The organism is Enterobacter sp. DSM 30060 (genome assembly GCF_013375955.1).
GTDB lineage: Bacteria > Pseudomonadota > Gammaproteobacteria > Enterobacterales > Enterobacteriaceae > Enterobacter > Enterobacter intestinihominis.
Genome location: NZ_CP056118.1, coordinates 3,163,789 through 3,179,071, shown reverse-complemented (window position 1 = coordinate 3,179,071; position 15,283 = coordinate 3,163,789). Strand labels below are relative to the sequence as shown.

The window sequence follows — 15,283 nt, the reverse complement described above, 5'->3', positions numbered from 1 at the left end:
CGTGCGGGCTGATGCCCTCACCCCGGCCCTCTCCCACAGGGAGAGGGAGAAAACCTAACAATCCCCTCTCCCACAGGGAGAGGGTTAGGGTGAGGGTAAAAATCACAGCACGGAAGGTAGCAGTCCTGCAAGGGTTTCTTCTTCCAGAAGCTGTATCGCCTTATCAATATCCGGCGCAAAGAAGCGGTCCTCATCGTAGTGCGTAACGTGCTCGCGCAGCGTATGACGCGCCTGCTCCAGCAGCGGGCTGGATTTTAGCCCTTCGCGCAAATCAATACCCTGACACGCCGCCAGCCATTCCACCGCCAGCACGCCGCGGGTGTTGGAGGCCATCTCCCACAGTCGACGCCCGGCAGCCGGGGCCATCGAAACGTGATCTTCCTGATTTGCTGACGTTGGCAGGCTGTCCACGCTGTGCGGATGCGACAGGGCTTTGTTTTCGCTTGCCAGTGCTGCGGCGGTGACCTGGGCGATCATAAAGCCCGAGTTCACGCCGCCGTTGCGCACCAGGAACGGCGGCAGCTGGGACATGTGTTTATCCATCATTAGTGCGATTCGACGCTCGGACAACGCTCCGATTTCGGCAATCGCCAGCGCGATATTATCTGCGGCCATCGCCACCGGCTCGGCGTGGAAGTTGCCGCCGGAGACCACCTCGTTTTCCTGAGCAAACACCAGTGGGTTGTCGGACACCGCATTGGCCTCCACCAGCAGCACTTCTGCCGCCTGGCGAAGCTGTGTCAGGCATGCGCCCATCACCTGCGGCTGGCAGCGCAGAGAATACGGATCCTGCACCTTCTCGCAGTTGTGATGCGAATCGGCAATGTCGCTGGTATCGGTAAGTACGTGGCGGTACATGGCTGCGGCATCAATCTGACCACGCTGGCCGCGCACCTCGTGGATGCGGGCATCGAACGGACGACGCGAGCCGAGCACCGCTTCAGTGGTCAGCGCACCACACACCACTGCGGAGGCGAACAGATCCTCTGCTTCAAACAGACCGCGCAGCGCAAAGGCCGTCGACGCCTGCGTGCCGTTGAGCAGCGCCAGCCCTTCTTTTGCTGCAAGAGTAATCGGCGTTAAGCCGGCTTTTTTCAGCGCCTCTTTCGCAGGCAACCACTCCCCTTGCCAGCGCGCCTGGCCTTCACCCAGCAGGAGCAGCGACATATGCGCCAGCGGCGCCAGATCGCCGGAAGCTCCAACGGAGCCCTTCGCCGGGATACACGGATAAACTTCAGCATTCACCAGCGCCATCAGCGCCTGGATCACGCTCAGACGAATGCCGGAAAACCCACGCGCCAGGCTGTTGATTTTCAACACCATCATCAGGCGGACGATCTCATCGTCCAGCGGCTGGCCAACCCCCGCCGCGTGCGAGAGCACCAGCGAACGTTGTAAATTCTCCAGATCGTGCGTGGCAATGCGGGTCTGCGCCAGCAGGCCAAACCCGGTATTGATGCCGTAGGCGGTGCGCCCCTCCGCTACAATCGCCTCCACGCAGGCCACGCTGTCGTTAATGGCACGGTGGGCGCTTTCATCAAGGGCGAGTGTCACCGGCTGACGCCAGACGTGACGCAGCTGTTTGAGCGACAAAGAGCCGGGAGTAAGTGTTAACGCGTTCATGCAGGCTTTCCTTGTGTGGCGGGGATCATCGGCAGGTTCAGGCCCTGCTCTTTGGCACAATCAATGGCAATCTCGTAACCCGCATCCGCGTGGCGCATTACGCCGGTTGCCGGGTCGTTATGCAGCACGCGAGCAATACGTGCCGCCGCTTCGTCGGTACCGTCACAGACGATGACCATCCCGGAGTGCTGGGAGAAGCCCATCCCGACGCCGCCGCCGTGGTGCAGCGACACCCAGGTTGCGCCACTGGCGGTGTTCAGCAGGGCATTCAGCAGCGGCCAGTCGGAGACCGCATCCGAGCCGTCGCGCATGGCTTCGGTTTCACGGTTCGGACTGGCGACAGAGCCGGAGTCCAGGTGGTCGCGGCCAATGACGATCGGCGCGGAGACTTCGCCGCTGCGCACCATTTCGTTAAAGGCGAGGCCGAGTTTTTGCCGCCACTCCAGCCCGACCCAGCAGATACGCGCTGGCAGGCCCTGGAAATTAATGCGCTCGCGCGCCATGTCCAGCCAGCGGTGCAGGTGCTCGTCGTCGGCGACAATTTCCTTCACTCTGGCGTCGGTTTTGTAGATATCCTCCGGGTCGCCGGACAGGGCAACCCAGCGGAACGGCCCGATGCCGCGGCAGAACAGCGGACGAATATAGGCGGGCACGAAGCCGGGGAAGTCAAAGGCGTTATTCACCCCCATCTCTTTCGCCATCTGGCGGATGTTATTCCCGTAATCAAAGGTCGGAATCCCCATCTTACTGAAGGCGAGCATCGCGGAGACGTGTTCCGCCATGGCGCGTTTAGCCGCCAGTACCGTGCCCTCAGGATCGGTTTCCGCTTTTTGCTGGTAGTCTTCCCACGTCCAGCCTTTTGGCAGATAGCCGTGGAGCGGATCGTGAGCGCTGGTCTGGTCGGTGACCAGATCCGGACGCACGCCGCGCGCCACCAGTTCCGGTAGAATATCCGCCGCGTTGCCGCACAGGGCAACCGACACGGCTTTGCCTTCAGCGGTGTACTTTTTGATGCGCGCCAGCGCGTCATCGAGGTTGTCGGCCTGTTCATCAACATAGCGGGTACGCAGACGGAAATCGATGCGGCTCTGCTGGCACTCAATGTTCAGGGAGCACGCGCCCGCCAGCGTCGCGGCCAGCGGCTGCGCGCCGCCCATGCCGCCCAGTCCGGCGGTGAGCACCCAGCGGCCTTTCAGTGAGCCGTTATAGTGCTGTCGGCCCGCTTCCACGAAGGTTTCATAGGTGCCCTGCACAATCCCCTGGCTGCCGATGTAGATCCAGCTGCCCGCGGTCATCTGGCCATACATGGCCAGCCCTTTTGCGTCCAGCTCGTTGAAGTGTTCCCACGTCGCCCAGTGCGGCACCAGGTTGGAGTTGGCAATCAGCACACGGGGCGCATTTTTATGGGTTTTGAATACGCCAACCGGTTTGCCGGATTGCACCAGCAACGTTTCGTCGTTTTCGAGATTCGTCAAAGACTCAACAATCGCGTCATAGCACGCCCAGTTGCGCGCGGCGCGGCCAATGCCGCCGTAGACCACCAGCTCATGGGGATTTTCTGCTACCTCAGGATCAAGGTTGTTCATCAACATGCGCAGCGGTGCTTCGGTGAGCCAGCTTTTTGCGGTGAGCGTGGTGCCGCGCGCGGCGCGGACATCCTGCTTGCGGTATTTATCTGACGACATTGTGTGTTCCTCATAAGGGACAGGTGATGCATTTAGATATACTTGTATAGACAAGCACACACAAGGTCGGATTTAACAAAAAAGATACAATTTTGCTATATTGCGTTAGCGATCACGCTTATAAAACTTATGACATAAAGTGGCCCTGCAACCGGTAACGATTCCCCGGGAACAGCAGCTTCGCATGCGACACGATCTGCGAGGATGACCAGGTACGACGGCGGATCAGCAGGCAGGGATCGTGCTCTTTAATACGCAACAACTCGCACTCCTGAGGCGTGGCGCGCACGGCCTCCACGATATGCTCCCCTTCCGTCAGCGGGGCGACGAGCGAGAGATACGCATGCGGTGTGGTTTGGGTGTAATCCTGGTTCAGGTAGTCCGGGATCCGCTCCGCGTTGACGCAGCGATCTTCAATCTGGACCGGAATATCGTTCTCATAATGCACCATCACCGAATGGAAGATCCGGGTGCCCTCGTTAACGTTCAGCTCAATGGCCTGTTCGGCGCTGGCCTGCGTCTCTTCAAGCACCAGCACTTCGCAGTGGTGCTGATGGTTGCGGGCGGCAATTTCATCGGCAATGCTGCGGATTTCAAACAGCGCCGACTGTCCTTTTGGCTCGGCGACAAAGGTTCCGACACCCTGCAAACGCACCAGCAACCCTTCATCGGTCAGTTCCCGCAGCGCCCGGTTAATGGTCATTCGACTAAAGCCAAACTGCGCGACCAGTTCAGCTTCGGAGGGAATACGGTCGTGCGGACGCCAGACGCCGGCAGCAATTTTTTCGCTGATCGCCTGCTTCACCTTTTCGTAAAAAGGCGCGGGAGGGCTCGGCTGCGGCAGGGGCGAGCGTGAAAACATCATGACTCCTTGAATGTTGTTATGCCCACCAGTGAGCAATTTGCCAGGCCAGTCGGGCGGCAAGCTTCGCCCCCTGACCGTCCCGGTCGTAGTGCGGATTATATTCCACCAGATCCGCCGCCTGTAGTTTACCGCTTCGGCAGATACGCTCAATCACCGGGAACAGATCCAGCGCCGGGATCCCCAACGCCGCAGGGGCGGATACGGCGGGCATTTCTGCGGCGGGCAGCACATCGAGGTCAATGGTGAGATAGACCCGGTCTGCCTGCGCAAGCACGCTATCCAGCGCGGATAGCGCATCCCGGCGAAAATCGAGATCTTCAACCAGCATCACGTTCAACCGTTCAGCTTCCTCCCACAGCGCCTGGGTATTCGCCGCACGGCTTACCCCCAGGCAGGCGTAGTGAAACGCCCGCGACTGCGACGCGCAGTAGTGCGCCAGCTGGCGGAACGGCGTGCCGGACGTAGCCCGTTCAGCCTTACGTAAATCGAGGTGCGCATCCAGGTTGATCACCGCAATGCGATCGTTCGGAAAGGCGTCAAGCACGCCGCGCCCGTGCGCCCAGGCGGTTTCATGTCCACCGCCAAAAACCAGAGTACGCATCCCGGATTGCTGGCACGCGGTTATGGCCTCGCTCAGCGCCTGCTGTGCCGCCTCCAGCGCATTGCCTTCAACAAAAATGGAGCCCATATCCACGAGGCGCGCATGCCCCTGATGGCTCGCCATATTCGCCAGCGCGCCGCGCAGCACATCGGGAGCCTGTGCAGCACCGGGCCTGCCCTGGTTACGCTTAACCCCTTCATCACATTCAAAGCCCAGCAGGGCGATGCCTGACGGCACGGGTACAAAGTGTTCGCGCTGCTGTATGGTCTGGAAGAGACGTTTCGCGGTGCTGGATTCGGCGCTGTCGTCACGACCCTGCCAGACCTGCGGGGAAACGGGATGCCACAATTTCATGCTACCTGCCCCCGAAACACGCGTTGATATAAAGGATTCCGCCCCGGCTCGTAAACCATCTCAACCGGATGATTCGCCTCCCAGACGACGAAATCAGCCACATAACCGGGCTTTAACTGCCCGTGCGTCGCGCCACGACCTAGCGCCTGCGCCGCATGCCGCGTCACGCCAGCCCAGGCCTCTTCCGGCGTGAGGCCAAACTGGACGCAGGCCATGTTCATTGCCAGATGCAGGCTGGCAAACGGGCTGGTGCCCGGGTTGTAGTCGGTAGCCACCGCCATCGGCACGCCCTGCTCTCTGAGCTGCGCCACCGGTGGACGCTGGCGCTCCTGAAGAAAATAGAACGCGCCGGGGAGCAATACCGCCACCGTGCCGCTTTGCGCCATCGCCTGAATACCTGAATCATCGAGATACTCAATATGATCGGCCGACAGCCCTTTATACTGGCTGACCAGCGCCGCGCCGCCCAGATTCGACAGTTGCTCTACATGCCCTTTTACCGGGATCCCGAGCGCGGCGGCGGCCCGGAACAGGCGCTCGGTTTGCACCGGGGTAAAGCCGACGTTTTCACAAAACACGTCCACCGCTTCAAATAACTCTTTTTGCCACAGCGTGGGCATGATCTGCTCACAGACCAGCGTGAGATAGGCATCCGGATCCTGTCGGTACTCGGCAGGAACGGCGTGCGCGGCCAGCAGCGTCGGGCTGATATCGACCAGATTGTTCAGGCTGAGCTGGCGGGCAACCAGCAGCATTTTCTCTTCGGCCTGGGCATTCAGTCCGTATCCCGATTTGATTTCAACGGTCGTTACGCCTTCATTCATCAGCCGCTGGAGCCGCTGCTGCGCCACCCTCAGGAGCGTTTCCGGCGAACTGTTGCGGGTCGCCGTGACCGTGGCGTTAATACCGCCGCCCTGCGCGCTGATGGTCTGATACGACACGCCGTTAAGCCGTTGTTCCCATTCCGCTGCGCGATCGCCGCCGAACACCAGATGGGTGTGGCAATCGATCAGGCCGGGAGTAACCAGACGCCCGTCGAGATCGACACACTGACGATGCCCGGAGGGGATCTCGGCTTCAGGAATAACGGCCGCAATCGTCTGGCCGCGCACGACGAGGGCATGTTGTTCTTTCAGGCCGTAGGGTTCCGGCTCACCTGTCGCCAGGGTCGCCAGTCGCGCATTTCGCCATATCACATCATCGGGATGAAGCTGCTGCATGTGCCTTCCGCTTGTCATGGGTTGTATAGACATTTATTTTCATCTGTCACCTGCTGTCAACCGCCTTGCAGAAAAATGTTATTTATTTGTGATGACTTTCCCGTCGCCTGCGGGCAAAAATGCAACTTTTCCCGTTTTTATCTTCCCGTTTCGCTCAACTTAGTATAAAAAAGCAGGCTATTTCGTCTATTCAGATAAGACTTGCATACCCAGGAGCATTACCTTGAATATTTCCAGGATTTCCCGTCTGGCGTTGGCACTCGCCTTTGGCGTGACTTTATCCGCTTGCAGTTCAACACCACCGGATCAGCAACCTTCTGAGCAAGTTGCTCCGGGCACCGCTTCCCGTCCGATCCTGTCAGCGGCTGAAGCGAAGAACTTCACCCGTGCGCACTATTTCTCGGCGATGGATCCCAATGCAGCCCCATGGACGCCTTCTTCTATTAACCTGCCGAAACAGCCAGACTTCGTTGTCGGCCCGGCCGGAGCAGAGGGCGTTACGCACACCTCAATTCAGGCAGCTGTTGATGCCGCAATCACCAAACACAGCGCATCTCGTCAGTACATTGCCATCATGCCGGGTGAATACGAAGGAACCGTTTATGTTCCGGCTGCACCGGGAAGCATTACGCTTTACGGACTTGGCGAAAAAGCGGTCGACGTGAAAATTGGCCTGGCGATTGATTCAGAGATCGACAGCACCACCTGGCGCCATCTGGTGAACCCGGCCGGTAAATACATGCCAGGTAAACCGGCGTGGTATATGTTTGATAACTGCCAGCGCAAACGTGCCGCCACCATTGGCGTGATGTGCTCGGCGGTATTCTGGTCACAGAACAATGGCCTGCAATTGCAGAACCTGACCATTCAGAACACCCTGGGCGACAGCGTTGACGCCGGTAATCACCAGGCCGTGGCGCTGCGTAGCGATGGCGACAAGGTACAGATTAACAACGTCAATATCCTGGGCCGCCAGAATACCTTCTTCGTGACCAACAGCGGCGTGCAGAATACCCTTCAGAACAATCGTCTGACGCGTACTCTGGTCACCAACAGCTACATTGAAGGCGACGTGGATATGGTCTCCGGTCGCGGCGCGGTGGTGTTTGATAACACCGACTTCCGCGTGGTGAATTCACGTACGCAGCAGGAAGGTTACGTCTTTGCCCCGGCCACGCAGTCCAATCTGTTCTATGGCTTCCTGGCCGTGAATAGCCGCTTTACTGCTGCTGGCGATGGCGTGGCGCAGCTTGGCCGCTCTCTGGACGTGGACTCCGCCACTAACGGCCAGGTCGTGATCCGCGACAGCGTGATTAACGAAGGCTTTAACATGGCGAAACCGTGGGCGGATGCGGCGATCTCGAAACGTCCTTTCTCCGGCAACACCGGCACGGTGGATGATAAAGACAACGTGCAGCGTAACCTGAACGACGCTAACTTCAACCGCATGTGGGAATACAACAACCGCGGTCTGGGTAGCAAAGTGGTTGCTGAACCGAAGCAGTAAAATGCCTGCTGCCGGGTGGCGGCTACGCCTTACCCGGCCTACCTCATGCATTAACCACGCATAAAAAAACCTCGCATGTGCGAGGTTTTTTTTCGTCTACGGATCAGTGAGCGTTAATCACAACCCACATCGGCCCTTGTCCGACCGCATAGCGTCCTTTCTCTTCCAGTAGACCCTGCACGCCTTTGATTTCATAGAGCGCGATGTGGTGGGATTTCTGCCCCGCCGCAATCAGGTATTTGCCGCTGTGATCGACATTAAAGCCGCGCGGCTGGGTTTCTGTCGGCTGGAAGCCCTCAACTGCCAGAACGCTGCCGTCTTCTGAGACGCTGAAGACGGTGATCAGACTGGAGGTACGGTCACAGGCATACAGGTGGCGGCCATCCGGCGTGATGTGAATGTCTGCCGCCCAGCGTGTATCGGAGAAATCAGCTGGCATCATGTCCAGCGTCTGTACGCACTCGATCTGCCCGTTAGGATCGTTCAGCTCCCAGACATCTACCGAGCTGTTCAGCTCGTTAACGACATAGGCATACTGCTGATTCGGGTGGAAGACCATATGGCGCGGGCCTGCGCCTTCCACGGTGGTGACTTCCGCCGGGCTCTGCGCGGCCAGATGACCGTCATCGCTCAGGGTAAACAGGCAGATGCGATCCTGCTTCAGCGCTGGCACCCACAGCGTGCGGTTATCCGGCGAAATGTTGGCGGAGTGGCAACCCTCAAGCCCTTCTACCACGTCGACGGTTTCAACGGGAATACCGTCTTCCAGGCGGGTGACGCTCACGCAGCCTGCATTGTAGGAGCCGCTGAAGATAAAGTTGCCTTTATGGTCGGTAGAAATATGGGTCGGGCTGCCCGGCAGCGGCGCTTCTGCGGTATAGGTCAGCGCGCCGTCATCCGGGGAGATGCGGTATGCGAGTACGCGGAATTCCGGGCGTACCCCGACATAAAGAAAACGTTTATCCGGGCTGACGACCATCGGCTGCACCTGGCCTGGCACATCAACAACCTGAACCAGCGTAAGCGAACCTTCTGTATTCAAACGCCAGACATGGATCTGCTGACTTTCAGGACTGGCGGTATAAACGGTTTGTTTCATGAATACTCCTGATTATTTTTAACGGTGAATGCTGAATTGTAGTCCGGGATTTTGCAGGGTTCCGCTCTCGGTGTACCATCCCGACAGACCTTAAATTCAACATTAACCCGGAAGAAAAAATGACCTCGCGAGTGATTGCCCTGGATTTAGACGGAACACTGCTTACCCCTCAGAAAACCCTGCTCCCCTCTTCTCTTGAGGCCCTCAAACGAGCCCGGGAAGCGGGGTATCAACTTCTCATCGTAACGGGTCGACATCACGTAGCCATTCATCCTTTTTATCAGGCACTGGGCTTAGATACACCTGCAATTTGTTGTAATGGCACTTATTTGTATGATTATCAGGCAAAAAAGGTTTTAACCTCTGATCCGCTTCCCGTTCCGCAGGCGCTGCAATTGATTGATTTACTGGATGAGCACGCGATTCACGGCCTGATGTATGTGGATAACGCCATGCTGTATGAACGCCCTACCGGCCATGTGATCCGCACCAGCAACTGGGCCCTGTCTCTGCCGGAAGCGCAGCGTCCGGTGTTCACTCAGGTTTCCTCCCTGCGCCAGGCGGCGGAAGACGTCCAGGCAATCTGGAAATTTGCCCTGACCGATGAAGACACCGCCAAACTGAACACCTTCGCAAAACATGTCGAGCATACGCTGGGTCTGGAATGTGAATGGTCCTGGCACGATCAGGTGGATATCGCCCGCAAAGGCAACAGCAAAGGAAAGCGTCTGACCCAGTTCGTTGAGTCACAGGGCTGGTCAATGCAGGACGTGATTGCCTTCGGCGATAACTATAACGACATCAGCATGCTGGAAGCGGCCGGAACGGGCGTGGCGATGGGCAACGCCGATGATGCGGTGAAAGCGCGTGCTAACGTGGTGATTGGCGATAACACCACCGACAGCATCGCGCAGTATATTTATACCAACCTGCTGTAATCAGGCGGTGATAGAGACGCTCTTGATTTGCGCGTAAAGCCACAGGCCAGGCTTGATGCCTAACTCATCCCTGGCCCACGGGCTGATGCGCGCCCACAGCGTTCTGTTGCCCACTTCCAGTTGCACTTCTACCTGGCCGTTATCATCAAAACACTGCGCCACTTTTGCGCGCAAAATATTGCGGATACTGGTTTGCAGCGGCGGTTGCAGCACCAGGGAGACATCCGACGCCTGAATGCGGATCCGTAACGTGGACTGAATCGGCGTATCGATTTTATTCACCCACAAATGCTGGTCACCCAGCGCCAGCGCGGTCATCGCGTAGTGCGGATGGTGCTCCAGCACGCTCACCTTCAGAATGCTGCTCTGCTGCTCCTTTGGCAGCCATGGATGCATAACGCTGCTGCCCCACACCTCCTCCAGATTGCCGAATGCCTTCACCCTGCCCGCTTCCAGCACCAGCACTTTGTCGGCCAGATGTAAGATCTCATCCAGCGAATGGCTGACGTACAGCATGGGCACGTTGATTTCCCGCGCCAGACGTTGCAGATACGGCAGCAACTCGCGCTTGCGCGGAATATCCAGCGAGGCCAGCGGCTCATCCAGCAGCAACAATTCCGGCGCGGTTAACAGGGCGCGGCCAATCGCCACGCGCTGTTTTTCACCACCCGACAGCGAAGACGGGAGACGATCGAGCAGCGGTTCGATGCCCAGCAGCGCCACCAGCTTATCGAACTGTCCGGCCATGCTTTTTGCCATGCCATAGCGCAGATTTCCGCGCACGCTGTAGTGCGGAAACAGGCGCGCATCCTGAAACACATAGCCGATGCGGCGCTTGTCCGGTGACAGGCAGACCTTCTTCTCCGCGTCGTTTAAGACGCGGTTATTTAACACAATACGGCCAGACTGGGGACGCGTCAGGCCGCTAATCGCATTAATCAGCGACGTTTTCCCTGCCCCGGAAACGCCAAAAATGGCGGTGATACCGCTGGCAGGCAGCGTTTCGTTAAGCGTCAGAGTGTGGCTGCCCAGGGTTTGCGTAAAGTTGAGTTCCAGCATCACGGTTTCCCCATCCGTTCACGGCAGAGGCGCGCCAGCCATTCAGACACCAGCAGCGAGACCAGGGCGAGTACAATCGAAATAATACACAGCCGGGCCGCCGCACCTTCGCCACCCGGGGTTTGAATCAGGGTATACATGGCCGACGGGATGGTCCGCGTCTCGCCGGGAATGTTGGACACAAAGGTGATGGTCGCGCCGAACTCACCCAGTGAGCGGGCGAAGGCTAACACCGTACCGACGATAATGCCCGGTAAGGTGAGCGGAAGCGTAATGGTCAGGAATACCCGCCAGCGGCCTGCGCCCAGCGTGCGGGCGGCCTGCTCTAGCCGGATATCCACCCCTTCCAGCGCCAGGCGGATAGCGCGCACCATTAGCGGGAAGGACATTACTGCCGCGGCCAGAACCGCGCCGCGCCAGCTGAAAGCAAAGGTCAGGCCGAACCAGTCGTACAGCCATTCGCCGATAAAACCGCGTCGCCCCATGGAGATCAGCAGCAGATAGCCGACCACCACAGGCGGTAACACGAGCGGAAGATGGAGAACACTGTCGAGCAGGGCTTTGCCTGGAAACTTCACGCGAACCAGTAACCAGGCAAAGAACACCCCAAAGGGCAAACTCAGCGCAACCGCCAGGGAAGAGACTTTCAGGCTCAGCAGCACGGCCTGCCATTCAGGTTCGGTTAATATCATTCGTGAGTCGTAAATCCGTAACGTTTAAAGATAGCGGACGCTTCAGGCCCCTTCAGGTAGTCAACGAAGGCCGTCACGGTCGCATTTTTATGTCCATCAACTATCGCAACAGGATATTCTACTTTCTTATGCGAGTCTTCCGGGAAGGTACCGACCACCTTCACACCTTTACTGGCGACGGCATCGGAGCCGTAAACGATCCCGAGTGGCGCTTCGTTACGCTCCACCAGCGCCAGCGCGCCGCGCACATCTTCTGCGGGAGCCAGCTTCGGCGATAAGGTCTCCCATGCGCCCAGTTTTTGCAGCGCTTCTTTCGCATAAATCCCGGCAGGGACATGCTCCGGATCGCCCACCGCCAGACGGCCACCGTTGAGCAGACGGGTCCAGTCCGTCTGTTTGTTGATGGCGATGTCGCCCTGCTTGCTGTTTGCGGGCGCGACCACCACCAGGCTATTTCCCAGCAGCGTTTCGCGGCTAGCCGTATCAACAGATTTTTTCTCCACCGCGTAGTCCATCCATTTCTGATCGGCAGAGATGAACAGATCAGCCGGAGCCCCCGCTTCGATCTGGCGGGCCAGCGTGGACGAGGAGGCAAACGACGAAACGACCTCGACGTTTTTCTCTTTTTTGTATACCGCAGCAATATCCTGCATCGCGTTAGTCAGCGACGCCGCCGCAAAGACCGTGATTTTTCCTTCATCCGCCAGCGCGTGGGCGGTGAGTGAGAGAGTCAGCGTTGCCCCTGCGAAAAGGCGTACCCATGAACGTGCCATTTGAAGCTCCTGTGTGTATCGTTATATACAAACAAATATAACGACATATCGCAGGCGTTCCTAGCGCTAAATCGTACCCATTAATGCGTAAACTCAAGGAACGTTGTAAAAGATATCGGCGGGAGAGGAATAAACTTGAGAGCAAAACGCCCGGGCTGGCCGGGCGTTTTGGAGGAAATCATTGCTGCTTTTTAGGCTGGTCACGACGATGACCAATGTTCGAAAAGACGTTGAACACTTCACCCAGGCCGTAGATGGCACCGAGGATGATAGCCATCACTACTGGCACCATGATTACCGCGAATACCAGACTTTTCAACAACTCTAACATGGTTTTCTCCAGATCTTGTGAACGGCTTATTCTACCCTGAAAAGTAAGAAAAACATCCCCTTTTGTGCGGTGCGCTTTCCGCACCCGGACATTTGGGTCACAATAACCTTTTTGCCGGGACATTGTTATGCAGGCCGAAATTCTCCTCACCCTACGACTTCAGCAGAAGCTTTTCGCCGATCCGCGACGCATCGCCCTGTTAAAACAAATAGAACAAACTGGCTCGATTAGCCAGGGAGCCAAAAACGCCGGCATCAGCTATAAAAGCGCCTGGGATGCGATTAACGACATGAACACCCTGAGCGAACAAACGCTGGTAGAGCGCGCCACCGGCGGAAAAGGCGGCGGCGGCGCCGTGTTGACGCGTTACGGGCAACGCCTGATCCAGCTCTATGACTTACTGGCGCAGATCCAGCAAAAAGCATTTGATGTGCTGAGCGATGACGACAACCTGCCGCTGGACAGCCTGCTGGGCGCCATCTCCCGCTTCTCTTTGCAGACCAGCGCCCGCAACCAATGGTTTGGTACGGTGACGGGGCGCGATCATTCGCAGGTGCAGGAGCATATTGAGATCCTGCTCGCGGACGGCACAACGCGCCTGAAAGCCGCCATCACCGCGCAAAGTGGTCAACGCCTTGGGCTGAACGAAGGTCAGGAGGTGCTGGTATTACTCAAAGCGCCCTGGATCAGCATCACGCTTAACCCTGAGCAGGCCTCCGAGGCCGACAACCAGCTACGCGGGCGTATCAGCCACATCGAGCGCGGCGCAGAACAGTGTGAAGTGCTGATGACCCTGCCGGATGGACAGTCGCTCTGCGCCACCGTTCCGGTGAACGACGCGACCGAATTAGATGAAGGTGCTGTGGTGACCGCATATTTCAATGCAGACCGGGTAATTATCGCCACATTGTGCTAAGCGCATTGACAACCCCACCAACACTGAGTATCCCTGACATCTGTTGCTGCAAAAAATGGGATAACACATGTCATCATTGCATATTTCGCAAGGCACGTTTCGTCTTAGCGATACCCGTACCTTATCGCTGCCAGAGTTAACCCTTCGCGCCGGAGAAAGCTGGGCGTTTGTGGGCACGAATGGCAGCGGAAAATCCGCGCTGGCCCGCGCTCTGGCAGGCGAATTAACCCAGCTGAAGGGTGAGCGTCAGTGCACCTTTACCCGGCTTACGCGCCTTTCCTTTGAACAGCTGCAAAAGCTGGTCAGCGATGAGTGGCAGCGTAACAATACCGATTTGCTCAGCCCCGGCGAAGAAGATACCGGCCGCACGACGGCGGACATTATCCAGGATGAGATAAAAGATCCTGCCCGCTGTCAGCAGCTGGCGGAGCAATTTGGCATTACCGCCCTGCTTAACCGCCGCTTTAAATATCTCTCTACCGGCGAGACGCGCAAAACGCTGCTGTGTCAGGCGCTGATGAGCGAGCCGGAACTCCTGATTCTGGATGAACCGTTTGACGGACTGGATGTGCAGTCCCGCGCGCAGCTGGCAGCGTTGCTGGCGTCGCTTAACCAGCAGGGATACACCCTTGTGCTGGTCCTTAACCGCTTTGATGAGATCCCGGATTTCGTACATTACGCGGGCGTGCTGGCGGACTGTAGCCTGACCGAAACCGGCGAGAAAGCCGTACTGCTCCGGCAGGCGCTAATTGCACAGCTGGCCCACAGCGAGAAACTGGACGGTATTGCGCTGCCGGAGCCGGATGCCCCTTCGGCACGCCACGGGCTGGATCCTGACCAGCCGCGCATTGTGCTGCGCGATGGGGTGGTTGCTTACGACGATCGCCCTATTCTTAATCATCTCAGCTGGACGGTTAATCCTGGTGAGCACTGGCAGATCGTCGGCCCCAACGGGGCGGGTAAATCCACGCTGCTAAGCCTGATCACTGGCGATCACCCGCAGGGTTACAGCAACGATTTGACCCTCTTCGGCCGCCGCCGCGGCAGCGGGGAAACCATCTGGGATATCAAAAAGCATATCGGTTATGTCAGCAGCAGCCTGCATCTGGACTACCGGGTGAGCACTACGGTGCGAAACGTGATCCTCTCTGGCTTCTTCGATTCCATTGGTATTTATCAGGCGGTATCCGACAAGCAGCACAAGCTGGCGCAGCAGTGGCTGGATATTCTGGGTATGGACAACCGGGTAGCCGATGCGCCATTCCACAGCCTGTCGTGGGGGCAGCAGCGGCTGGCATTGATCGTCCGCGCGCTGGTTAAGCATCCTACTCTGCTGATTCTTGATGAACCGTTGCAGGGGCTGGATCCCCTCAACCGTCAGCTGATCCGCCGCTTTGTGGATGTCCTGATTAGCGAAGGTGAAACCCAGCTGCTGTTTGTCTCCCACCATGCTGAGGATGCCCCATCCTGCATCACCCATCGGCTGGAATTTGTGCCTGACGGCGAGCATTACCGCTACCTGCTGAGCAAAATCGATTAACGCGTGGAGGGCGCTGCCCTCCGCTTTTCAGACAACCTGCAACAATACATCTCTATCTCTTTGATCTACAATGCACTCAG

Annotated in this window: 14 protein-coding genes; 4 read left to right on the top strand and 10 right to left on the bottom strand. The window is 57.9% G+C overall.

All coding sequences use genetic code 11. From position 1 onward, the window contains the following. Positions 1-102 precede the first annotated feature (102 nt). From hutH to hutI, 5 genes are all read right to left on the bottom strand, one after another. Positions 103-1,623 (bottom strand): histidine ammonia-lyase, encoded by a 1,521-nt coding sequence (gene hutH / locus HWQ15_RS15100; RefSeq protein ID WP_063149467.1) that lies wholly within the window; start codon positions 1,621-1,623, stop codon positions 103-105. Continuing rightward, on the bottom strand, positions 1,620-3,308 hold the full coding sequence (gene hutU / locus HWQ15_RS15095) for a urocanate hydratase (RefSeq protein WP_003858533.1): 1,689 nt from the start codon (positions 3,306-3,308) through the stop codon (positions 1,620-1,622). Before hutU ends, hutH begins: the two co-directional genes overlap by 4 nt. A 127-nt stretch (positions 3,309-3,435) precedes the next feature. Then, entirely contained in the window at positions 3,436-4,170 is a 735-nt protein-coding gene (locus HWQ15_RS15090; protein ID WP_032624629.1) for a histidine utilization repressor, read from the bottom strand. Between the two features lie 19 nt (positions 4,171-4,189). Continuing rightward, positions 4,190-5,128, bottom strand: coding sequence for a formimidoylglutamase (gene hutG / locus HWQ15_RS15085; RefSeq protein WP_063149466.1), 939 nt, complete (start codon positions 5,126-5,128; stop codon positions 4,190-4,192). Beyond that, positions 5,125-6,348 (bottom strand): imidazolonepropionase, encoded by a 1,224-nt coding sequence (gene hutI / locus HWQ15_RS15080; RefSeq protein ID WP_063149465.1) that lies wholly within the window; start codon positions 6,346-6,348, stop codon positions 5,125-5,127. Before hutI ends, hutG begins: the two co-directional genes overlap by 4 nt. Before the next feature lie 223 nt (positions 6,349-6,571). Between hutI and HWQ15_RS15075 the strand changes: the two genes are divergently transcribed. Next, positions 6,572-7,855, top strand: a complete 1,284-nt coding sequence (locus HWQ15_RS15075; protein WP_063149464.1) for a putative acyl-CoA thioester hydrolase — start codon at positions 6,572-6,574, stop codon at positions 7,853-7,855. 103 nt (positions 7,856-7,958) lie between these two features. On the opposite strand, the gene pgl is transcribed toward HWQ15_RS15075, so the two are convergent. Then, positions 7,959-8,954 (bottom strand): 6-phosphogluconolactonase, encoded by a 996-nt coding sequence (pgl, locus tag HWQ15_RS15070; RefSeq protein ID WP_063149463.1) that lies wholly within the window; start codon positions 8,952-8,954, stop codon positions 7,959-7,961. Between the two features lie 119 nt (positions 8,955-9,073). Between pgl and HWQ15_RS15065 the strand changes: the two genes are divergently transcribed. Next, positions 9,074-9,892, top strand: a complete 819-nt coding sequence (locus HWQ15_RS15065) for a pyridoxal phosphatase (RefSeq protein ID WP_063149462.1) — start codon at positions 9,074-9,076, stop codon at positions 9,890-9,892. On the opposite strand, the gene modC is transcribed toward HWQ15_RS15065, so the two are convergent. The 4 genes from modC to HWQ15_RS15045 form a co-directional block, all read right to left on the bottom strand. Then, positions 9,893-10,951: a molybdenum ABC transporter ATP-binding protein ModC gene (modC, locus tag HWQ15_RS15060; protein WP_017384950.1), complete on the bottom strand. Its 1,059-nt coding sequence runs from the start codon at positions 10,949-10,951 to the stop codon at positions 9,893-9,895. After that, a complete protein-coding gene (gene modB, locus HWQ15_RS15055) occupies positions 10,951-11,643 on the bottom strand; it encodes a molybdate ABC transporter permease subunit (RefSeq protein WP_063149461.1) in 693 nt (230 codons plus the stop codon). The genes modC and modB overlap by 1 nt, the downstream gene beginning before the upstream one ends. Beyond that, positions 11,640-12,416: a molybdate ABC transporter substrate-binding protein gene (modA, locus tag HWQ15_RS15050; protein WP_032624637.1), complete on the bottom strand. Its 777-nt coding sequence runs from the start codon at positions 12,414-12,416 to the stop codon at positions 11,640-11,642. Before modA ends, modB begins: the two co-directional genes overlap by 4 nt. A gap of 178 nt (positions 12,417-12,594) precedes the next feature. After that, positions 12,595-12,747, bottom strand: a complete 153-nt coding sequence (locus HWQ15_RS15045) for an AcrZ family multidrug efflux pump-associated protein (protein ID WP_003858549.1) — start codon at positions 12,745-12,747, stop codon at positions 12,595-12,597. A 127-nt stretch (positions 12,748-12,874) separates the two neighbouring features. Here HWQ15_RS15045 and modE point away from each other — a divergent pair, with 127 nt between their 5' ends. Together modE and modF are read left to right on the top strand one after the other, a co-directional pair. Next, positions 12,875-13,663, top strand: coding sequence for a molybdenum-dependent transcriptional regulator (modE, locus tag HWQ15_RS15040; protein ID WP_045309133.1), 789 nt, complete (start codon positions 12,875-12,877; stop codon positions 13,661-13,663). 67 nt (positions 13,664-13,730) lie between these two features. After that, on the top strand, positions 13,731-15,203 hold the full coding sequence (gene modF, locus HWQ15_RS15035; protein WP_022647483.1) for a molybdate ABC transporter ATP-binding protein ModF: 1,473 nt from the start codon (positions 13,731-13,733) through the stop codon (positions 15,201-15,203). Positions 15,204-15,283 lie beyond the last annotated feature (80 nt).